Raw genomic sequence first — 19743 nt, 5'->3', positions numbered from 1 at the left:
AGGGGACGTACCGGCGGCGTCTACGCGCGCAGAAGCGCGTCACCCACCCGTACGATGCCACCCCACCCAACGCCGGCCGCACCCGGGTCCGTTGGTCAGTAGGCGCCGTGCGCGGGCGGGTATCCGTAGCCGGCGGCCGGCGGAACCTGGAGCGGGGGCCGGGGCGGCGGGGCGACGGCGTGGGCCTCCCGGTCGTAGAAGGGGCGCGCATTGGCCCGCATCCACATGACCACCGGGTCGTAGCCGTCGGTCATCACGACCGTCGAGACCGGCAGCCCCTCCGGGACCGCGCCGACGGACTGCTGCATCATCGCGCGCACCGAGTCGACCGCCGCCGGAGAGGTGTCGTACACGTCCAGGCCGAGGGCCAGGTACGGCGCCCCGAGCGCGGGCTGCACCCAGGCCCGGCGCAGCGAGCGCAGCGCGGGGGTGCGGTGCGCGTTCTGCGCGAGCAGGGCGTAGAACTGCGGGATCTCGATGGTGGGTTCGGACAGGCTCAGGGGGCCGGCCGGCTGGCGGTCCAGACCGGCGGCGATCCGGCGCAGGTCGAGCCAGGGGATGCCGACGCCACCGCCCGCAGCGTGCGGATTGAGCCACAGGCCGTAGTGGTCGGGGTAGAGGGTGCGGGCCACGTCGAGGCCGTCGACCACCTCGTAGGAACGGTTCCAACCGCTGGCCGAGAGTTCCTGGGCGGAGGTGACGCAGGGGGCGTAGTGGGCGCCGTCGACCTCCATGTCACCGTACTGGGCGTCGGGGGAGCCGGCCTGGCCGTGCCACAGGAACATCCAGATCTGGCCGGAGGAGGGGGTGGCGAGGGCGCGCAACAGGGCCTCGTAGGCGTCGTAACGTCCAGGCGTGACCTGGCGCAACATGTGCTCGACGCTGCCGCTCGGGCTCGCGCTCACCTGTCTTACCGCCCCTTCTCGTGGAGTGCCCCGCATCGGGGGACAGCTTAAGCGCCCGGTGGCCCGGGGCCTCGTGGCCGTGCGCGGGGCGGGCGCGGTGGCGTACCGGGCCCGGCGGTGCGGCCGGCCACGGGTCAGGGGCCGGCCGGTCCGCTAGTGACCGAAGCGGTAGAAGGGGCGGACGTTGGTCTTCAGCCAGTCGGCCACCGGGTCGTCGGTGACGTCCATGAGGACCAGGTTGACCGGCCACTTCACCGGGACCCTGCCGAGGGCCCGGCCCAGCGCCGCCAGCGGCACGGCGCGCAGGTCACCGTCCCACCGGGACAGCTCCACGCCGACGAACAGCGACGGTTCCTCCGTCTCGACGGCGGCGAGGCAGCGGCGGGCGGTCACCACCACGCCGGTGTCCGCGAACTCGGCGGAGGCGGCGGAGAGGAAGTCGACCGGGTCGTCCTGCCAGTCCGGCTCGAAGAGGCGGACCCGGCCGCCGCTGCCGGGGCCGTCCAGCGGGGTGCGACCCACCCGGCACAGCTCGGCCACGGCCTGGGGCGGCAGCGGGATGCCGACCACGCCCCCCGGGTTCACGGCGAGGCCCGCCTGCGGCGGCAGGCCGCGGGCGAACTCCACGGCGGGGGCGACGGCGAAGGACATGTGGGAGCCGGCCGCCTGGCGGAACTGCTCCTCGGAGCTGAACACCGGCACGTACACCTGCCCCTCGATGTCGAGGGTGGGCAGGTCCAACGGGCCGCTGTCCGGGCCGCCGCCGGCCGGCAGCGGTATCCACAGGAAGCTGCGGCCGAGGACCTCGATGATCCGGCCGCCGGCCGTGGGCACGCCGAGGGAGGCCGAGAGCACCTCCTCCAGCTCGTTGCCGGGCCAACCGCCGTGCGGCTGGGGGTGTGCCTGTGCCGGGAAGTCCGCGGGAAGGTCCGCCGGGAAGTCCATGTGCCTACCGCCTGCTGGGAACCACTGCTGTGAGGTTGAAGGCTATCGGGTGGCTGTGACATCGCGGCGGGGCGCACGTCGACGGCGCTCCCGGGTGGCGAAGGTCAGGTGGTGCGGGGCGTTCGGTGGAGGTCCCTGGTGGCGAAGGTCAGGTGGTGCAGGGCGTCCGCGGCGGGGCGGTCCAGCAGCAGCGCCGAGCCGCAGCCCGGGGGCAGCTCCCCCCGTTCCACCGCACGCAGCAGCCGGGCCGCCGTACGGCGGTGGCGGCGGAAGGCGTACCGGGAGACCCCGCGTCCCCGTTCCCGCTGCCCCTCCCGCGCCACCTCGGGCGCGACGTCGAGCACGAGCAGGCGCAGGGTGCCACCACGGCGGCGGGCCTCGCGGGCGAGCCAGCCACGCACCCAGGGCTGGGTGCCGCAGTCGTGGACGACGACGCCGTCGCCGGTGCGCAGGGCGCGGCGCAGGCCGGCGTAGTGCGCGAGGCGGACCAGGGGGCGGTAGAGCCCGTACGGCAGCGCGCGGGGCAGGCGGGCCGCGAAGCGGTCGCGGGCGTCCTGGGAGTCGACGCGGCGGCCGGTGACGGCGCGCCGCATCAGCGTGGACTTGCCGCTGCCGGGCAGCCCGGTGATCACCACCACGTCGCGCGGCCCGAAGACCAGGGCGCGCGGGCCGCGGCCGGCGCGGTCGCGCAGGTCCCGGACGACCGGGGCCGGGGGTGCCCAGCGGCGGGCGGGGGCGGGGGCGGGGGGCTGCTTCGGCACCGCGAGGCCGGTGGCGGCGGTGACGTACGCCGGAGTCCTGTGCACCGTATTCGTCCTCCCCTGTGGGCTCGGTCATGTCCTGCCCATCGAAGTTAAAGAGAAGGTAATGGCCCGTGCCCGGTGGTTCGGTGCGGGTCGTGCCACAGGTCGGTTACAGAAGCCGGGGTCTCATGCGATGATGTGCGCGCCAACTGCATACCGGCCGCTTGAATCCGCGCGGGAGAGTCCCCAGGTCCCTCGGACCCCTGGGGCGCCGAAGGAGCAAGTCCCTCCCTTGAATCTCTCAGGCCCCGTTACCGCGCGGGCGAGGCACATCTGAAAAGCGGGCCGCAGCGATCAGCGGCCCCACCCACGGTGCAAGCCGTGACCGTCCCCGTGGCGGTCGTGGCGAACCTCTCAGGTTTTCGATGACAGATGGGGAGGAACGTTCCTCGCCCCGTCCGTATGCCCTGGGAGACGACCGACCGATGAGCAGCACCCCACTCCGCCACACCGCGCTGGACGCCGTGCATCGCGCACTCGGCGCGACCATGACCGACTTCGCCGGCTGGGACATGCCCCTGCGCTACGGCTCCGAGCGCGACGAGCACCTCGCGGTGCGCACCCGGGCCGGCCTGTTCGACCTCTCCCACATGGGCGAGATCACCGTGACCGGCGCCGGTGCGGCCGCCCTGCTGAACTTCGCCCTGGTGGGCAACATCGCCTCAGTCGGCGTGGGCCGCGCCCGCTACACCATGATCTGCCGGGCCGACGGCGGCATCCTGGACGACCTCATCGTCTACCGGCTGGCCGAGACCGAGTACATGGTCGTGGCCAACGCCTCCAACGCCCAGGTGGTGCTGGACGCGCTGACCGAGCGGGCCGCCGGCTTCGACGCCGAGGTCCGCGACGACCGGGACGCCTACGCGCTGCTCGCCGTGCAGGGCCCCGAGTCCCCCGGGATCCTGAAGTCGCTCACCGACGCCGACCTGGACGGCCTGAAGTACTACGCCGGGCTGCCCGGCACGGTCGCCGGCGTCCCGGCGCTGATCGCCCGTACCGGCTACACCGGCGAGGACGGCTTCGAGCTGTTCGTGCGCCCGGAGCACGCCGTACGGCTGTGGGAGGCGCTGACCGAGGCCGGCGAGGGCGTCGGCCTGGTGCCGTGCGGCCTGTCCTGCCGGGACACCCTGCGCCTGGAGGCGGGCATGCCGCTGTACGGGCACGAGCTGACCACCGCGCTCACCCCGTTCGACGCCGGGCTCGGCCGGGTGGTCAAGTTCGAGAAGGACGGGGACTTCGTCGGGCGGGAGGCGCTCACCGCGGCCGCCTCCCGCGCCGAGGCGACGGCGCCCCGGGTCCTCGTCGGCCTGATCGCCGAGGGCCGCCGGGTGCCGCGCGCCGGCTTCGCCGTCGTCGCCGGCGGTCAGGTGATCGGCGAGGTCACCTCCGGCGCCCCCTCCCCCACCTTGGGCAGGCCGATCGCGATGGCGTACGTCGACGCGGCGTACGCGACGCCGGGCACCGAGGGCGTCGGCGTGGACATCCGGGGCACCCACGAGCCCTACGAGGTCGTGGCGCTGCCGTTCTACAAGCGCCAGAAGTAGACACTGGGCGCGGTGGCGCTCCCGGCGGACGCCCCGCGCCGCCGGACGTGACCCTGCGCACATTCACCCTGCTCACGAGCAGTTCGCACCGTCCCCCCTTCATCAGCACTCCCGCGCGTACAGGAGAATCCAGGCCATGAGCAACCCCCAGCAGCTGCGCTACAGCAAGGAGCACGAGTGGCTGTCGACCGCCGAGGACGGCGTCGCGACGGTCGGCATCACCGAGTTCGCGGCCAACGCGCTCGGCGATGTGGTCTACGCCCAGCTCCCCGAGGTCGGCACCACCGTGGAGGCGGGCGAGACCTGCGGTGAACTGGAGTCCACCAAGTCGGTCTCCGACCTGTACTCGCCGGTCGGCGGTGAGGTCACCGAGATCAACGAGGACGTCGTCAACGACCCCTCGCTGGTGAACTCGGCCCCCTTCGAGGGCGGCTGGCTGTTCAAGGTCCGCGTCACGGAGGAGCCGGCCGACCTGCTCTCCGCCGACGAGTACGCCGCCCACACCGCCGGCTGAGGAGTCGTAGCCGCATGACTGTCCTGAACACGCCCCTGCACGAGCTCGACCCCGAGATCGCCGCCGCGGTCGACGCCGAGCTGGACCGCCAGCAGTCGACGCTGGAGATGATCGCGTCCGAGAACTTCGCGCCGCTCGCGGTGATGGAGGCCCAGGGCTCGGTCCTGACCAACAAGTACGCCGAGGGCTACCCGGGTCGCCGCTACTACGGCGGCTGCGAGCACGTCGACGTCGCCGAGCAGATCGCCATCGACCGGGTCAAGGAGCTGTTCGGCGCCGAGTACGCCAACGTGCAGCCCCACTCCGGCGCCTCCGCGAACCAGGCGGCCCTGTTCGCCCTGGCCAAGCCCGGGGACACCATCCTCGGCCTGGACCTGGCGCACGGCGGCCACCTCACCCACGGCATGCGCCTGAACTTCTCCGGCAAGCAGTTCGACGTGGTCGCGTACCACGTGGACGCGGAGACCGGCCTGGTCGACATGGCCGAGGTCGAGCGGCTGGCCAAGGAGCACCGCCCGAAGGTGATCATCGCCGGCTGGTCGGCCTACCCGCGTCAGCTGGACTTCGCCGAGTTCCGCCGGATCGCCGACGAGGTCGAGGCGTACCTGTGGGTCGACATGGCGCACTTCGCGGGCCTGGTCGCCGCCGGTCTCCACCCGAACCCGGTGGAGTACGCGGACGTGGTCACCTCCACGACCCACAAGACCCTCGGCGGTCCGCGCGGCGGCATCATCCTGGCCAGGAAGGAGTTCGCCAAGAAGCTGAACTCCTCCGTCTTCCCGGGCTTCCAGGGCGGCCCCCTGGAGCACGTGATCGCGGCGAAGGCGGTCTCCTTCAAGGTCGCCGCCTCCGCGGACTTCGCGGAGCGCCAGCGGCGTACGGTGGAGGGTGCGCGCATCCTCGCCGAGCGGCTGACGGCGGCGGACGCCCGCGAGGCCGGCGTGAACGTCCTGTCCGGTGGCACCGACGTCCACCTGATCCTGGTGGACCTGCGCGCCTCCGAGCTGGACGGACAGCAGGCCGAGGACCGGCTCCACGAGGTCGGCATCACGGTCAACCGCAACGCCGTCCCGGACGACCCGCGCCCGCCGATGGTCACCTCCGGCCTGCGGATCGGTACGCCGGCCCTCGCGACCCGCGGCTTCACGGCCGAGGACTTCGCCGAGGTCGCGGACGTGATCGCCGAGACGCTGAAGGCGTCCTACGACGCCGAGGCCCTCAAGGCCCGGGTGAAGGCCCTGGCCGACAAGCACCCGCTGTACCCGGGGCTGAACAAGTAAGTCACCTTTCGCCGGGCACCGCGCACACTGGAGGAACCGGAGGCGCGCGGTGCCCGCGCCCTGTACCACCTTTTGCACCACCCCCGCATTGAGGAGTCATCCGTGGCCATCTCGGTCTTCGACCTGTTCTCGATCGGCATCGGCCCGTCCAGCTCCCACACGGTCGGCCCGATGCGCGCGGCGCGCATGTTCGCCCGCCGGCTGCGCAACGAGGAGCTGCTCGGCTCCGTCGCGACCCTGCGCTGCGAGCTGTACGGCTCGCTCGGCGCCACCGGGCACGGCCACGGCACCCCGAAGGCGGTGCTGCTCGGCCTGGAGGGCGCCTCCCCGCGCACCGTCGACGTGGAGACGGCCGACGAGCGGGTGGAGACGATCAGGCGGTCGGGGCGGCTGAACGTCCTCGGCGAGCACGAGATCGCCTTCTCCTTCGACGACGACCTGGTCCTGCACCGGCGCAAGGCGCTGCCCTACCACGCCAACGGCATGACCGTGTGGGCGTACGACGCCTCGGGCGCGGAGCTGCTGTCGAAGACGTACTACTCGGTCGGCGGCGGCTTCGTGGTGGACGAGGACGCGGTGGGCGCGGACCGCATCGTGCTCGACGACACCGTCCTGAAGTACCCCTTCCGCACCGGCGACGAACTGCTGCGGCTGACGAAGGAGACGGGCCTGTCCATCTCCTCCCTGATGCTGGAGAACGAGCGGGCCTGGCGCACCGAGGAGGAGATCCGGGCCGGGCTGCTGGAGATCTGGCGGGTGATGCGCGCCTGCGTGTCGCGCGGCATGTCCAGCGAGGGCATCCTGCCCGGCGGCCTGAAGGTCCGCCGCCGCGCCGCCGTCTCCGCCCGCCAGCTGCGCGCCGAGGGCGACCCGCTGGCGCACGCCATGGAGTGGATCACGCTCTACGCGATGGCCGTGAACGAGGAGAACGCGGCCGGCGGCCGGGTCGTCACCGCCCCGACCAACGGCGCGGCCGGCATCATCCCGGCGGTCCTGCACTACTACATCAACTTCGTGCCCGGCGCCGACGAGGACGGGGTCGTGCGGTTCCTGCTGGCGGCCGGCGCGATCGGCATGCTCTTCAAGGAGAACGCCTCCATCTCCGGCGCCGAGGTCGGCTGCCAGGGCGAGGTCGGCTCCGCCTGCTCCATGGCGGCCGGCGCCCTCGCCGAGGTGCTCGGCGGCTCCCCCGAGCAGGTGGAGAACGCGGCCGAGATCGGCATGGAGCACAACCTCGGCCTGACCTGCGACCCCGTCGGCGGCCTGGTGCAGATCCCGTGCATCGAGCGCAACGGCATGGCCGCGGTGAAGGCGGTCACGGCCGCGAAGATGGCGATGCGCGGCGACGGCTCCCACAAGGTGTCCCTGGACAAGGTCATCAAGACCATGAAGGACACGGGCGCCGACATGTCCGTCAAGTACAAGGAGACGGCCCGGGGCGGGCTCGCGGTGAACATCATCGAGTGCTGACCGCCGTTCCCCCGGGGTCTACCCCGAAGTAACCGCATGCCCCTAGGCTGCCGCCGACTCGGCGACACCGAAGGGGTATTGACACATGCGCGGACTGAGACGAGCGGCGGCGCTCCTGGGCGCCGCCGCTTTACTGCTGGTGGGGCCGGGCAACGCCCACGCGGCCTCGCCCAAGTTCTCCGCCACGACGGCCGTCGGCACGCACAACGCGTACGACAAGGCCAAGTACACGTACTTCGCCCAGGCGTTGGACTCCGGCGCCTCGCTGCTGGAGCTGGACGTGTACGCGGACACCGTCAGCCACCGCTGGCGGGTCAGCCACAGCAACCCGCTGGGCGACGACAACAACTGTGAGGCCGCCAAGACCCCGGCCGAGCTGTACAGCAAGAGCCGCAACCAGGATCTCGGCAGCTGCCTGGACAACATGGCCGCCTGGAACCAGTTGCACCCCGACCACCCGCCGATCGTCGTCAAGGTCGAGCTGAAGGTCGGCTTCAACGACAAGGCGGGCCTCGGACCGGACGAGTTCGACACGCTCGTCGCGCAGAAGCTCGGTGGCGCCGTCTACAAGCCCGCCGACCTGCTGGGCGGCGCGTACGGCACGCTGGACGCCGCCGCGAAGGCCGACGCCTGGCCCACCCGCGACTCCCTCAGGGGCAAGTTCCTCCTCGAACTCATCCCCGGCACCGTGGAACAGTCCAACCCGTTCGACCACTACTGGACGGACCAGGAGTACGGCGAACACCTGCGGAACCTGTCCGCGGCCGGGAACGTCTCCGCGGCCCAGGCCTTCCCCGCCGTGCTCGGCGCCGCGGGCGGCGACCCGCGCACCAGCCGCTACGACGCCTCCATCCGGCCCTGGTTCGTGTTCTTCGACGGTGACGCGGCGAGTTACGTCAACAACGGCTACGACACCTCGTTCTACGCCGCCAACCACTACATCCTGATCACGACGGACGCCCACAACGTCTCCCCGGCCATCTCCTCCACCAGTCCGACGGACGCCGAAGTCGCCGCCCGGCTCGCGCTGCTGGCCCAGCGACACGCGAGTCTGATCACCTCGGACTGGTCGGCGAAGTCACCGGCCGTGCTGAGTTCGGTGACGGACCGGGGTTGAGGTTCCGGCCACGGCCGCAGGGGGCACAAATCCCCCATGCTCCATGGCATCGACGTCAGCGCCTACCAGTCCTCCTCCTATGCCACGGACGGCCTCTCCTTCGTCTTCGTCAAGGCGACGGAGGGCCGTTCGTACGTCAGTCCCCGGCTGTCCGCCCAGACGAAACGGGCCCGTGACGCCGGACTGGTCGTCGGCTTCTACCACTTCCTGTGGCCCGGCGACCTCACCGCCCAGGCCGAGTACTTCCTGGCCCACGCCCCCGACCGGCCCGGCGACATCCTCGCCGTCGACTGGGAGACCACCGGCGACGGCACCCACGCGAGCAACGCGGAGAAGGACCGCTTCCTGCGCAAGCTCAAACAACTGCGGCCGGACAACCGGGTCCTGCTCTACTGCAACCGGCACTTCTGGCTGACCGTCGACACCACCTCCTACGCGGGCGACGGGCTGTGGATCGCCGACTACGTCACGGCCGGCAAGCCCCGCGTCAAGGCCGACTGGCTGTTCCACCAGTACGCCAGTGAGCCGCTCGACAAGGATGTGTCCCGGTTCACGCGGAAGGACGACCTGCGCGCGTGGGCCACGCCGTAGGGGCCCGCGCGGGCGTCAGCCCCGGAAGTCCGCCGGGCGCTCACGGGGCGCCTCGGCCAGGGCCCTGCGCACGGCCTCGGTGCCGGCGCGCAGACCGTAGACCGGGGTGCCGGGCTGCTGGCGCCAGGAGTCGTCGAGGCGGCCCGCGTCGACGGTGTCGAAGCCCAGCTCCTCGATCAGGTCCCGAACGGTCCGCTTGGCGGCCTCGTCGTCACCGGCCACCGGGAGGGCCATGCGCTCGGGGTCGCCTGCGGGACGGCCGCGGTCCAGGAGGTCCTGCGCGAAGGTGCCGTTGAACGCCTTGACCACGGGGTGCCCGAGGTGCCGTTCGGTCCAGCGGCTCTCGGTCAGGCCCTCGTCCTCGATGGCGGCGATCCGGCCGTCGCGCTCGCGCGGGTAGTAGTTGCCGGTGTCGATCACCGTGACACCCTCGGCCGCGCCGTCCAGCAGGCCGGCGGGGAGGCCGGGGACCGCCTTCAGCGGCACGGTGACCACGACGACCTGGGCGCCCGCCGCCGCGTCCTCCGCCCGCACCGCCTTCGCGCCGGTCTCCGCCGCCAGTTCGGCGAGGGTCTCCGGGCCGCGGGAGTTGGCCACGGAGACGTCGTGGCCGAGGGCGGTGAGGCGCCGGGTGAGGTTGCCGCCGATGTTGCCCGCGCCGATGATGCCGATCTTCATGACACGCCTTCCGGTTCGTCCATGCACACGCATGGTTCGTGCCGGTCGACAACCGCCCGCCGCACCCGGCTATTCCGGGGCCGCGGCAACCGGGTGAACGGGCGCGGACGCGTGACGCGTGACGCGGGGGGTGCCCGGTCCCCGCGGGGCGGGCACCCCCCGCCGCCGTCACTTGCTCAGGTAGGCCCAGAACTCGTCGAACGACAGCACCTTGTCGCCGTTGAGGTCACGGGTGCGGATGATGGCCTCGGCCACCGTCTCGGTGACGTTCCAGTCACCCTGCTTGGCCAGGGCGGACTTGAACTCCGCCGCGGTGATGAAACCGTCACCGTCCGCGTCGATCCGCTGGAACTGCTTGCGTGCTTCCTCGATGTCCGCCACCGATCCGCCCCTTTATGTTCGTGTGCCACTGCCGTACCGGCGTTCTGTCGCTGGTCAGATTAACGGCCCCCGGGAACGCCGGGTGCCGCGGCCACCCGGGCGCCGGGGCCGGCGGCCGCGTCCCAGAGCCCTGGCCGTACGGTGAGGATGATCGGGAGGAGTGGCCTTGGAGACCTTGCGGGACGTTCTCGACGCGGCGGCGGCAGGTGTGTTCCCGCCGCCCGACGGCCGGACGACGGTCCTGCCGCAGCCGTCGTCGCGGGACGCGGGCGTGCTGTCCTTCACCGCGCACGCGGTCGTCTTCACCGACGAGGACCCGGGGTGGGTGGCGCGGACACTGCGCGCCCTGGACTGCGATCCACTGGCGGCGCCGGTCCATCCCCGTTTCCTGGCCGCCCTCATGGACCGGACGGGCCGGCAGGCCGAGACGGTCGACGCGCTGCTGGTGGGCTCGCCGCTGCCGGGCGGACCGCCGCTCGCGCTGCGGGAGATCCTGGACCGCGGCCATCCCCGCGTCCGGTACGCCCGGGAGCGCCGGGACGACGTGCGCGTCTGGACCGCCGAGGGCGGGGTGCTGGTCGTGGGGCGCGGGGTCGCCGGACGGGCGGAGGTGTCGGTCGAGGTGGCCCCGGACGCCGGCCTGCGGGGTCTGGGCCGGCAGCTGGTGACCGCCGCCCGGCACCTGGTCACGGAACCGCTGTGGGCGCAGGTGACGCCGGGGAACGCCCGCAGCCTGCGGGCGTTCCTGGCGGCCGGCTACCGCCCGGTGGGCGCGGAGGCGCTGCTGCTCGCCCCGGGCGGCTGAGCGGGCGTCAGCGGAAGATGCCGGTGTGGCCGAGGGAGTAGCGGCCCGGCTGGGGGTAGACGGCGAGGCCGTGGGGGCCGCTGCCGACCTTGATGCGGGCCAGTTCGGTGCCGGTGCGGGTGTCGATGGCGTACACCTCGGAGTTGTAGCGGCCCGACAGCCACAGGACCTTGCCGTCGGCGGAGACACCGCCCATGTCGGGGCTGCCGCCGCCGGGCAGCTCCCACTTGCGGGTGAGCCGGTCACTGGCGAAGTCGAAGACGGAGATGGTGCCCTCGCCCCGGTTGGAGACGTACATCTCGCGGGAGTCCCGGCTGACGTAGAGGCCGTGGGCGCCCTTGCCGGTGGCGAGGAAGCGGGGCCGGGTGAACCTGTCGCCGTCGAGGATCCACAGGCCGTTGGCCATCATGTCGGCGATGTAGAACAGCTTGCCGTCCGGGGCGATCTTCACGTCCTGCGGCATGGCGCCGTGGAACGGCAGCTTCTCCTGGGCGACGACCTTCATCCGGGCGGTGTCGACCTTGAGCAGTTCGCCGCTGAACTCGCAGGAGACGATGAAGTAGCGGCCGTCGGGCGAGAAGTCGGCGTGGTTGACGCCGTAGCAGCTGACCGGGACGGACTTGACGACCTTCATGGTGTGCGCGTCGCGGAAGACCAGCCGACGGTCCATGGAGGCCATCACCACGGCGTACTTCCCGTCCGGCGTGAAGTACAGGTTGTACGGGTCGTGCACGTCGACCGGTGCGCCCGCCTTGCCGGTCCGGGGGTCGATGGGGGTGAGGGAGTTGCCGAGGTCGTTGTTGACCCAGAGCGTCTTCAGGTCCCAGGACGGCACGACGTGCTGCGGCTGGCGGCCGACCCGGATGGTGTCGACGACCCGGTAGCTCCTGGGGTCGATGACGCTGACGGTGTCGGAGTTGGTGTTGGGCACGTACACCCGGGACGGGAAGTCCCGGACCACGGGCGAGAGCCGGCCAGGGCGGTCGGCGGCGTACAGGTCGGCCGGGTCCTCCACCGGCGGCATCCCGGGCAGCACATCTACCCGGGGCTGCCTGCGCGCCTCCGGCCGGACCGGGGCCTTGGTGACGGGAGCCGCGTGCTGCCCGCCCCCGCCGTCGCACGCGGACAGCAGGGTCAGGGCGGTGACGGCGGCACCCGCGGCCAGCAGGCGGGCGGCTTTCGTGGTTCGCATCAGCTCAGCAGCTCCGTGGTGGTGACCGCGCGCAGTCCGCGGCGGCCGAGTTGGGTCAGGAGGTCGGGGAGGGCGGCGACCGTGTCCGGATATCCGAGGTGCAGGCTCACCACCGAGCCGCCGCGCACGGTGGCGAGGACCGTGCGGGTGACGGCGGCGGCGCCGGGGCGGGTGTAGTCGAGGGAGTCGACGTCGTACGAGAGCACGTGCGGGTAGCCCGCGGCGCGGGCCAGCCGGGTGACGAGCGGGGAGGCGGTGGGGGTGCGGGAGGGACGGAACCAGGTGCCGATGGAGCCGGTGAGGCGCCGCAGCCGCTCGGCGCAGTCGGTGATCTCCCGGCGGGCGTCGGCCTCGGCCATCTCGTTGACGGAGATGTGCCGCTGGGTGTGGTTGCCGAGGTCGTGGCCGCCGTCGAGGACGCGGCGGGCGAGGTCCGGGTGTTCGTCCAGCCAGGTGCCGACGGCGAGCACGGTGAGCCGGGCGCCGTGCCGTTCGGCCTCGGTGAGCACGGCGCGGGTGAGGGCGGGGTCGCCCTGGCCGTGGAAGGTGAGGGCCACCTGGGGGCGGGTGCGCGGGCCGTGGGTGATCTGGGCGGGCAGGCCGGGGTAGGCGCGCGGGGCGGGGGCCGTCGGGGGGCGCGCGGCCGGGGCGGCGGACGTCGGGGAGGCGGAGGACGGGGTGGGGGGCGGGGCCGCCCGGTCGGTGCCGCAACCGGCGGCGAGCGCGCCGCCGGCGGCGAGCCCCGCGCCCGCGCGCAGCACTCCGCGTCGGTTGGTGGTGGTCACCCGCACCATTTAAGGCGTGCTGGGTGGGAAAACGGCCGATTAGCCCGATCGGGGGGCGTTTCCGGGTCGCGGTGCCCGGGGTGGTGTCAGCGGTCGGTGACCCGCATCTCGAACCAGGTGGTCTTGCCGCGGGGCAGCAGGTCGACGCCCCAGCGGTCGGAGAGCTTGTCCACCAGGAACAGGCCGCGTCCGCTGACGTCCAGCTCCTGGACCGGCATCAGGCAGGGCAGGCCCCGGGAGGGGTCGCGGACCTCCACCCGGACCCAGCCGGGCCGGCGGCGCATCCGCAGGCCGAAGACGCGGGCACCGGTGTGCCGGACGGCGTTGCCGACGAGTTCGGAGACGAGCAGGACGGCGTCCTCGGCCAGCTTGGGGGTGAGCCGCCAGGTGCGCAGGACGACGACCTGGGCGAGGCGGCGGGCGGTGGCCGCGGATTCGGGGCGGGAGGGCAGCGGCACCTCCGCCTCCGTGGGGTTCCCGAACAGTTCGAGCGCCTTCAGCGCCTGTTCGTCCTCGACCGCGGGCGACCAGCGTGCCGCGGCTGCACGGCCTTGTCCCCGCGGCTGATCGATGCCCTCCAGCCCCGCCATGTCCCCATGATGGACGTCCGGCGTCCCCCCGGGGGCCGTTCCGGAGGAATACGCCCCCCGCACGCCCCCGTGCCACCCCGTGCGACCGGCATATGCCGCAGGCACGGCAATGTCCGGTACAGCCCGTCCGACCTGCGGCGACGGCTCGCAACCGGGCAATCGTCGGGCTCCCTCGACGCGACAGACTTAAGGTTGCCCTAAGGTTCCCATAAACCGCCCCATCGAGGGACCCGAACCGGACGGACCGTCAACTGCGCGGTCACCCGGTGGAGTTGGCCGCCGCGGCGGGCACCGGTGCTCAGCGGAACACGGCCTTGCCCGGCCCCTCCTCGACGAAGCTGCGCATGCCGCGCTCGCGGTCCTCGGTGGCGAACAGCCCGGCGAACCAGTTCCGTTCGACGGCGAGCCCGGTGTCGATGTCGGTCTCCAGGCCGGTGTCCACGGACTCCTTGGCCGCACGCAGCGCGATCGCCGGCCCCTTGGCGAGCCCGGCGGCCCAGGCGTGCGCCTGCTCGTACACCTCGGCGGCCGGGACGACCCGGTCCACCAGGCCGATCGCCAGGGCCTCCTCGGCCCTGACCTGGCGGCCCGTGAAGATCAGGTCCTTGGCCCGCGAGGGACCGATCAGCCGGGCCAGCCGCTGGGTGCCGCCGGCGCCCGGGATCAGGCCGAGCAGGATCTCGGGCTGGCCGAGCTTGGCGTTGTCGGCGGCGATGCGGTAGTCGGCGCACAGGGCCAGCTCGCAGCCGCCGCCGAGCGCGTAGCCGGTGACGGCGGCGACGACGGGCTTGGGGATGCGGGCCACGGCGGTGAAGGAGTCCTGGAGGGCGCGGGACCGCGAGACCATCCCCGCGTGGTCCATGGTCTGCATCTCCTTGATGTCCGCGCCCGCCGCGAACACCCGCTCGCCGCCGTAGATCACCACGGCGCGCACGTCGTCGCGGCGCGTGGCCTCCTCGGCGAGTTCCTTCAGCCGGTCCTGGGTGGCGATGTCCAGCGCGTTCATCGGCGGCCGGTCCAGGCGCAGCGTGCCGACGCCTTCGGCGACTTCGAGAGAGACGGTCATGCAGGCAGGTTAACGGCGACTAACGCCGGACGGCCCGGTGCCGTAGGTCACAGCACCGGGCCGGTGGAGCGGGTGGGCTCACTTCTTCCAGTCGGCCCAGGACATGTTCCAGCCGTTCAGGCCGTTGGCCGGGTCCACCGTGCGGTCGTGGGAGTTCTTCACGACCACCACGTCGCCGATGATCGAGTGGTCGAAGAACCAGGCCGCCGGGACGGAGCTGTCGTGGCCGCCGCGGACGTCGCGCAGACCCACGCAGCCATGGCTGGCGTTGAAGTGGCCGAAGGCGCCGCCGCCCCAGTAGTTGCCGTGGATGAAGGTGCCGGAGGTGGTGAGGCGGATGGCGTGCGGGACGTCCTTGATGTCGTACTCGCCGCCGTAGCCGACGGTCTCGCCGTTCATCCGGGTCACGGGGAGCTTCTCGCTCATGACCATCTGGCCGTTCCAGGTCTCGTAGCCGGGCTTGCCGGTGGTGACCGGGAGGGACTTGACGGTCCGGCCGTCCTGGGTGACCCGCATCGTGTGCTTCTCGGCGTCCACGACGGAGACCTGGTTGCGGCCGACGGTGAACTTCACGGTCTTGTGCTGCTTGCCGTAGACGCCGTCGCGGCCCTCGACGCCGCCCAGGTCGAGGTCGACGGTGACCTCGGTGCCGGACTTCCAGTACTTCTCGGGGCGGAAGTCCAGGCGGTCGTTGCCGAACCAGTGCCCCTCGACGTCGACGGCCGGCCGGGTCCTGATCCTGACGGCCTTCTCGACGGCCGCCGCGTGGGTGATGCCCCGGGTGAAGCGTATGGAGAACGGCATGCCGACGCCGACGGTCGAGCCGTCCTCCGGGGTGAAGTAGCCGACGAAGGTGTTCTTCGGCGTGAGCGTGGTGAAGCTGGTGTCCTCGGCGGCCTCGCGGCCCTCGGCGTCCTTGGCGACCGCGTGCACGGTGTACTTGGTGGCCGCGGCCAGATGGGTGGACGGGGTCCAGGAGGCGCCGTTCGCGGCGATGGCCCCGGCTATCTCGCCGCCCTGGGCGTCCTTGACGGTGACCCGGGTCAGCCTGCCCCTGGTGACGCCCACCTTCAGGGCGCCACTGGTGTCGACGCCGGTGGCACCGGCCCTGGGGGCGATGCTGACGGCGGCCGTGGACTGCGCGCCGTGTCCGCGGCTCCCGCCCTTGTTCTTGCCGTTCCCCGAACCCGAGCCCCCGCCCCCGCCGCACGCGGCGAGCGACAGCACCAGGGCGCCGGCTATGAGCGCCAGTCCCCCACGGCCCCGCCGCCCCCGAGCCGACGCCCCCGCCACAGGCCGCACGTCCACCTTGTTCTCCCCTCGCCGGACCTGCGAAGGCCCGCTCCCCACCACATCGGTGCGCGCATATTAACCGCCGGGTTTTCAGCGGGGTGTCAGGCTGATGTCACCGTTCCGTCGCAACTCGCGCCGACAACCCCGCCGTCACCCCGCCCTCACCCCATTACTTCACCGCGCTGCCCGCCTTCCACGCCTTCCAGCCCATGTTCCACCCGCCGAGGCCGTTGTCCGGTGCGACCGTCCTGTCCTCGCTGTGCACGACCTGGATGACGTCACCGATGAGACTGCGGTCGAAGAACCAGCCGGCGGGGGTGTCCGAGCTGCCGCCCTTGACGTCCACCAGACCGACGCAGCCGTGGCTGACGTTCACCTCCCCCGGAGCCTCCGGGGCCCAGTAGTTGCCGTGCAGGAAGGTGCCGGAGTCGGTGAGCTTCATGGCGTGCGGGACGTCCGGGATGTCGTACTCGCCGCCGAAGCCGACCGTGCGGCTGTTCATGCGGGTGACCTCCAGCATGTCCATCACCACCATCTTCCCGTTGTACGTCGGGTGCTTGGGGGCGCCCGCGGTGATGGGCACGGTGGCGAGCAGCTGTCCGTCGCGGCGGACGTCCATGGTGTGCTTCGCGGCGTCGACCACGGAGACCTGGCTGCGGCCGACGGTGAAGGCGAACGTGCGGTCCTGGAGCCCGTAGACGCCGGGCGCGCCCTGCACGTCCCGCAGGCGCAGGCCGACGGTGACCTCGGTGCCCGGCTTCCAGTAGCGCTCGGGACGGAAGTCCAGGCGGTTCTTGCCGAACCAGTGCGGCCGGATCTCGACCGGGGGCCGGGCGCTGACGCGGACGGCGCGTTCCACGGCGGCCCGGTCGGCGATGTCCCGGCTGAAGGAGAGGGAGACGATCATGCCGGTGCCGACGGTGGCCCGGTTCTCGGGGGTGACGTAGCCGATGAACCGCTCGTCGGGGACGTAGGTGGTGAAGGTGGTGTGCCGCGCGGTGCGGCGGCCGTGCGGGTCCAGCGCGACCGCGTCCACGGTGTACCGGGCGGCGAGCGCCAGCCGGTCCGTGTCGGGCCGCCAGCTCAGCCCGTCGTCGCTGACCCGCCCCGGGACCGGCGAACTCCGCGCGTCCTGCTCCCTGACCACCGTCACCTTCTCCAGGCGCCCGCCCGGCACCCGCACCCGCAGGTGTGCGCCGGGGCGCACGCCCCTGCCGCCGTCACCGGGCGTGACCCGGATGACGTCCTCGGCGGCGGGGGGTCTGCCCGGGCCCCCGCCCATGCCCAGCGGCCCGGAGCCGTCCGAGGAGCAGCCCGCCAGCAGCCCCGCCCATGTCAGTACGGCGGCCAGCGCGGCCCCCACGCGCCGTGCGCGTCGTTGTACGTGCCTCACAGGACACCCAACGACGGGCACGCCCCGGGGAAACGTGAGTGCGAGCCACGCACTGGGCAGAACAGAGGGAAGGACGACACGTGGGGGTGCCTCCCCGGGACGGGGGGCACCCCCGGCCCGGCCGGAGCCACTGGGAAGAGGGGCCGACTGTGACGAGCGCAGCCGAGCGGCGGGCACCGGCCGGGGAGCCGGCCCGGAGCGGGCAGAAGACGGCGGTGAGCGGCGCCCGGCGTGCCGTGCCGCCGGTACCGGCCGTGTGGCCGGGCACGCCGACCCCGCTGGGGGCCCGGTTCCGGACCGGTCCGGACGGGGTCGCCGGCACCAACTTCGCCCTGTGGGCGGCCGGGGCCGAGGCGGTGCGGCTGTGCCTGTTCGACGAGGGCGGCCGGGAGACCCGCATCCCGCTGACCGAACTGACCCACGAGATATGGCATGGTTTCGTGCCCGGTGTACTGCCCGGCCAGCGGTACGGCTACCGGGTCGACGGCCGCTGGGACCCGTGGACCGGCGCCCGCTGGAACCCGGCGAAACTCCTGCTGGACCCGTACGCCCGGGCGGTGGACGGCGAGTTCGGGCTGCCGCCGCAGGTGTACGGGCACGTGCGGGACTGGCCGGAGCAGCATGTCGCGGACACCGTGCGCGACGAACGGGACTCGGCGCCGTACGTCCCGAAGGGCGTCGTCGTCCATGACGACGACGACTGGTCCGACGACCGACGCCCCAAGACACCCTGGGCGGACTCGGTCATCTACGAGCTGCACGTGCGCGGTTTCACCCGGCTGCACCCGGGGATACCCGAGGAACTGCGCGGCACGTACGCGGGGCTGGCGCACCCGGCGGCCGTCGAGCACCTGGTGGGCCTCGGCGTCACGGCCGTCGAACTGCTCCCCGTCCACCAGTTCGCGCACGAGGACCACCTGTTGCGCCGGGGCCTGCGCAACTACTGGGGCTACAACTCGATCGGCTACTTCGCCCCGCACGCCGCCTACGCGGCCTCCGGTACGACGGGCGCGCAGGTCGGCGAGTTCAAGCGGATGGTGCGCGCGCTGCACGCGGCCGGCATCGAGGTCATCCTCGACGTGGTCTACAACCACACGGCGGAGGCGGGCGAACTGGGGCCGACGCTGTCCTTGAAGGGCATCGACAACCGCGGCTACTACCGGCTCCAGGACGACGCCCGCCGGTACGCCGACTACACCGGCTGCGGCAACACCCTGCACGTCGTCCAGCCCCAGGTGCTGCGCCTGATCACCGACTCGCTGCGCTACTGGGTGACCGAGATGGGCGTGGACGGCTTCCGCTTCGACCTCGCGGCGGCGCTGGCCCGCTCGATGCACGACGTCGACATGCTCTCGCCGTTCCTGGCGGTCATCGCCCAGGACCCGGTGCTGCGCCGGGTGAAGCTGATCGCCGAGCCGTGGGACATCGGCTCGGGCGGCTACCAGGTGGGCGCCTTCCCGCCCCTGTGGACCGAGTGGAACGACCGCTACCGCAACACCGTCCGGGACTTCTGGCGGCACGCCCTGCCGGACGTGCGCGAGATGGGGTACCGCCTCTCCGGCTCCAGCGACCTGTACGCCTGGGGCGGCCGGCGCCCGTACGCCTCGGTCAACTTCGTCACCGCGCACGACGGCTTCACCCTGCGCGACCTGGTGTCGTACCAGAGCAAGCACAACGAGGCCAACGGCGAGAACAATCGGGACGGCACCGACGACAACCGCTCCTGGAACTGCGGGACGGAGGGCGAGACGGACGACGAGCGGGTGCGGGCGCTGCGCCGCCGGCAGCTGCGCAACCTCCTCACCACCCTGCTGCTGTCCACCGGCGTACCCATGCTGGTGGCCGGGGACGAACTGGGCCGCACCCAGCGCGGCAACAACAACGCCTACTGCCAGGACGACGAGATCAGCTGGCTGGACTGGTCGCTGCTGGAGGAACCCGGCTGGCGGGCGCTGTACGACCTGACCTCCCGGCTGATCGCGCTGCGCCACCGGCACCCGGTCCTGCGCCGACGTGCCTTCTTCTCCGGCCGGGCCCGGACCGCGGACGGGCTGCGCGACCTGGCCTGGTTCACCGCGCGGGGCGCGGAGATGACCGAGGGCGACTGGTACGCCCCCGCGGCCACGCTCGGCATGTACCTTTCCGGGCGCGACATCCCGGGACGCGACGAGCGGGGCGCGCCGGTGGTGGACGACAGCTTCCTCGCGGTGCTGCACGCCGGGGACCGGCCGACGGGGTTCCTGCTGCCCGGCCCGCCCTGGGCCGAGCGGTACGAGGTGGTCGTGGACACCTCGCGGGAGGAACAGGCCGAGTCCCCGGACACGGTCCATCCGGCGGGGGCGGAGATCGTGGTGCCGGCGCGGTCGGTGCTGCTCCTGCGGGTCGCCTGAA

19 protein-coding genes and 1 riboswitch are annotated in these 19743 nt (G+C 72.6%); of the genes, 8 read left to right on the top strand and 11 right to left on the bottom strand.

The genetic code is table 11. From position 1 onward, the window contains the following. Window positions 1-95 precede the first annotated feature (95 nt). The 3 genes from ACIQVT_RS26110 to ACIQVT_RS26100 all read right to left on the bottom strand — a co-directional run bounded on the left by ACIQVT_RS26110 (window position 96) and on the right by ACIQVT_RS26100 (window position 2656). Window positions 96-941, bottom strand: a complete 846-nt coding sequence (locus tag ACIQVT_RS26110; RefSeq protein WP_403758792.1) for an enhanced serine sensitivity protein SseB C-terminal domain-containing protein — start codon at window positions 939-941, stop codon at window positions 96-98. A 117-nt stretch (window positions 942-1058) separates the two neighbouring features. Then, window positions 1059-1850, bottom strand: a complete 792-nt coding sequence (locus ACIQVT_RS26105) for an enhanced serine sensitivity protein SseB (RefSeq protein WP_403758789.1) — start codon at window positions 1848-1850, stop codon at window positions 1059-1061. 104 nt (window positions 1851-1954) lie between these two features. Continuing rightward, window positions 1955-2656, bottom strand: coding sequence for an AAA family ATPase (locus ACIQVT_RS26100; protein ID WP_403758786.1), 702 nt, complete (start codon window positions 2654-2656; stop codon window positions 1955-1957). Between the two features lie 162 nt (window positions 2657-2818). Further along, window positions 2819-2920, top strand: a riboswitch (glycine riboswitch). Between the two features lie 158 nt (window positions 2921-3078). On the opposite strand from ACIQVT_RS26100, the gene gcvT reads away from it, so the two are divergent. The 6 genes from gcvT (at window position 3079) to ACIQVT_RS26070 (ending at window position 9169) form a co-directional block, all read left to right on the top strand. After that, the gene (gcvT, locus tag ACIQVT_RS26095) at window positions 3079-4197 is read left to right on the top strand and encodes a glycine cleavage system aminomethyltransferase GcvT (RefSeq protein WP_403758783.1); all 1119 of its coding nucleotides are present in this window, start codon (window positions 3079-3081) and stop codon (window positions 4195-4197) included. Between the two features lie 136 nt (window positions 4198-4333). Continuing rightward, window positions 4334-4711, top strand: coding sequence for a glycine cleavage system protein GcvH (gcvH, locus tag ACIQVT_RS26090; protein WP_403758780.1), 378 nt, complete (start codon window positions 4334-4336; stop codon window positions 4709-4711). Window positions 4712-4725: 14 nt separating this feature from the next. Then, window positions 4726-5991, top strand: coding sequence for a serine hydroxymethyltransferase (gene glyA, locus ACIQVT_RS26085; protein WP_403758777.1), 1266 nt, complete (start codon window positions 4726-4728; stop codon window positions 5989-5991). Between the two features lie 102 nt (window positions 5992-6093). Continuing rightward, a complete protein-coding gene (locus ACIQVT_RS26080; RefSeq protein WP_403758774.1) occupies window positions 6094-7461 on the top strand; it encodes an L-serine ammonia-lyase in 1368 nt (455 codons plus the stop codon). 85 nt (window positions 7462-7546) lie between these two features. Beyond that, entirely contained in the window at window positions 7547-8578 is a 1032-nt protein-coding gene (locus tag ACIQVT_RS26075; protein WP_403758771.1) for a phosphatidylinositol-specific phospholipase C domain-containing protein, read from the top strand. A gap of 36 nt (window positions 8579-8614) precedes the next feature. Further along, on the top strand, window positions 8615-9169 hold the full coding sequence (locus ACIQVT_RS26070) for a GH25 family lysozyme (protein WP_403758768.1): 555 nt from the start codon (window positions 8615-8617) through the stop codon (window positions 9167-9169). 15 nt (window positions 9170-9184) lie between these two features. Here ACIQVT_RS26070 and ACIQVT_RS26065 read toward each other — a convergent pair whose 3' ends face one another. Further along, complete coding sequence (locus tag ACIQVT_RS26065) at window positions 9185-9847, bottom strand: NADPH-dependent F420 reductase (RefSeq protein WP_403758765.1); 663 nt, start codon at window positions 9845-9847, stop codon at window positions 9185-9187. A gap of 168 nt (window positions 9848-10015) precedes the next feature. Next, on the bottom strand, window positions 10016-10228 hold the full coding sequence (locus ACIQVT_RS26060; protein WP_403758761.1) for an EF-hand domain-containing protein: 213 nt from the start codon (window positions 10226-10228) through the stop codon (window positions 10016-10018). A 166-nt stretch (window positions 10229-10394) separates the two neighbouring features. Here ACIQVT_RS26060 and ACIQVT_RS26055 point away from each other — a divergent pair, with 166 nt between their 5' ends. Further along, window positions 10395-11033: a GNAT family N-acetyltransferase gene (locus ACIQVT_RS26055; protein WP_403758758.1), complete on the top strand. Its 639-nt coding sequence runs from the start codon at window positions 10395-10397 to the stop codon at window positions 11031-11033. Window positions 11034-11040: 7 nt separating this feature from the next. Here the strand turns inward: ACIQVT_RS26055 and ACIQVT_RS26050 are convergent, their stop codons facing one another. The 6 genes from ACIQVT_RS26050 to ACIQVT_RS26025 all read right to left on the bottom strand — a co-directional run bounded on the left by ACIQVT_RS26050 (window position 11041) and on the right by ACIQVT_RS26025 (window position 17352). Beyond that, window positions 11041-12225: a YncE family protein gene (locus ACIQVT_RS26050; protein WP_403758755.1), complete on the bottom strand. Its 1185-nt coding sequence runs from the start codon at window positions 12223-12225 to the stop codon at window positions 11041-11043. Continuing rightward, window positions 12225-13019: a polysaccharide deacetylase family protein gene (locus ACIQVT_RS26045; protein WP_403758750.1), complete on the bottom strand. Its 795-nt coding sequence runs from the start codon at window positions 13017-13019 to the stop codon at window positions 12225-12227. The genes ACIQVT_RS26050 and ACIQVT_RS26045 overlap by 1 nt, the downstream gene beginning before the upstream one ends. Window positions 13020-13096: 77 nt before the next feature. Then, complete coding sequence (locus ACIQVT_RS26040; RefSeq protein ID WP_403758747.1) at window positions 13097-13600, bottom strand: ATP-binding protein; 504 nt, start codon at window positions 13598-13600, stop codon at window positions 13097-13099. A gap of 298 nt (window positions 13601-13898) precedes the next feature. Further along, window positions 13899-14666, bottom strand: coding sequence for an enoyl-CoA hydratase/isomerase family protein (locus ACIQVT_RS26035; RefSeq protein ID WP_403758743.1), 768 nt, complete (start codon window positions 14664-14666; stop codon window positions 13899-13901). A 78-nt stretch (window positions 14667-14744) separates the two neighbouring features. Then, window positions 14745-15974, bottom strand: a complete 1230-nt coding sequence (locus ACIQVT_RS26030) for an Ig-like domain-containing protein (protein WP_403758740.1) — start codon at window positions 15972-15974, stop codon at window positions 14745-14747. A gap of 154 nt (window positions 15975-16128) precedes the next feature. Next, window positions 16129-17352 carry an Ig-like domain-containing protein gene (locus ACIQVT_RS26025; protein WP_403758735.1) on the bottom strand — a complete coding sequence of 408 codons (1224 nt, stop codon included), beginning with the start codon at window positions 17350-17352 and terminating at the stop codon, window positions 16129-16131. Window positions 17353-17501: 149 nt separating this feature from the next. Between ACIQVT_RS26025 and glgX the strand changes: the two genes are divergently transcribed. Beyond that, window positions 17502-19742: a glycogen debranching protein GlgX gene (gene glgX, locus ACIQVT_RS26020; RefSeq protein ID WP_403758732.1), complete on the top strand. Its 2241-nt coding sequence runs from the start codon at window positions 17502-17504 to the stop codon at window positions 19740-19742. Window position 19743 lies beyond the last annotated feature (1 nt).

Source organism: Streptomyces sp. NPDC100445, assembly GCF_044759735.1.
Taxonomy (GTDB): Bacteria; Actinomycetota; Actinomycetes; order Streptomycetales; family Streptomycetaceae; genus Streptomyces.
This window is presented reverse-complemented; position numbering and strand designations above follow the sequence as displayed.

Bases quoted from the DNA above. Each gene is read 5' to 3' on its own strand.
- ACIQVT_RS26110 (WP_403758792.1), bottom strand. From the start codon at position 941: ATGCGGGGCACTCCACGAGAAGGGGCGGTAAGACAGGTGAGCGCGAGC.
- ACIQVT_RS26105 (WP_403758789.1), bottom strand. From the start codon at position 1,850: ATGGACTTCCCGGCGGACCTTCCCGCGGACTTCCCGGCACAGGCACAC.
- gcvT (WP_403758783.1), top strand. From the start codon at position 3,079: ATGAGCAGCACCCCACTCCGCCACACCGCGCTGGACGCCGTGCATCGC.
- gcvH (WP_403758780.1), top strand. From the start codon at position 4,334: ATGAGCAACCCCCAGCAGCTGCGCTACAGCAAGGAGCACGAGTGGCTG.
- glyA (WP_403758777.1), top strand. From the start codon at position 4,726: ATGACTGTCCTGAACACGCCCCTGCACGAGCTCGACCCCGAGATCGCC.
- ACIQVT_RS26075 (WP_403758771.1), top strand. From the start codon at position 7,547: ATGCGCGGACTGAGACGAGCGGCGGCGCTCCTGGGCGCCGCCGCTTTA.
- ACIQVT_RS26070 (WP_403758768.1), top strand. From the start codon at position 8,615: ATGCTCCATGGCATCGACGTCAGCGCCTACCAGTCCTCCTCCTATGCC.
- ACIQVT_RS26065 (WP_403758765.1), bottom strand. From the start codon at position 9,847: ATGAAGATCGGCATCATCGGCGCGGGCAACATCGGCGGCAACCTCACC.
- ACIQVT_RS26050 (WP_403758755.1), bottom strand. From the start codon at position 12,225: ATGCGAACCACGAAAGCCGCCCGCCTGCTGGCCGCGGGTGCCGCCGTC.
- ACIQVT_RS26045 (WP_403758750.1), bottom strand. From the start codon at position 13,019: ATGGTGCGGGTGACCACCACCAACCGACGCGGAGTGCTGCGCGCGGGC.
- ACIQVT_RS26040 (WP_403758747.1), bottom strand. From the start codon at position 13,600: ATGGCGGGGCTGGAGGGCATCGATCAGCCGCGGGGACAAGGCCGTGCA.
- ACIQVT_RS26035 (WP_403758743.1), bottom strand. From the start codon at position 14,666: ATGACCGTCTCTCTCGAAGTCGCCGAAGGCGTCGGCACGCTGCGCCTG.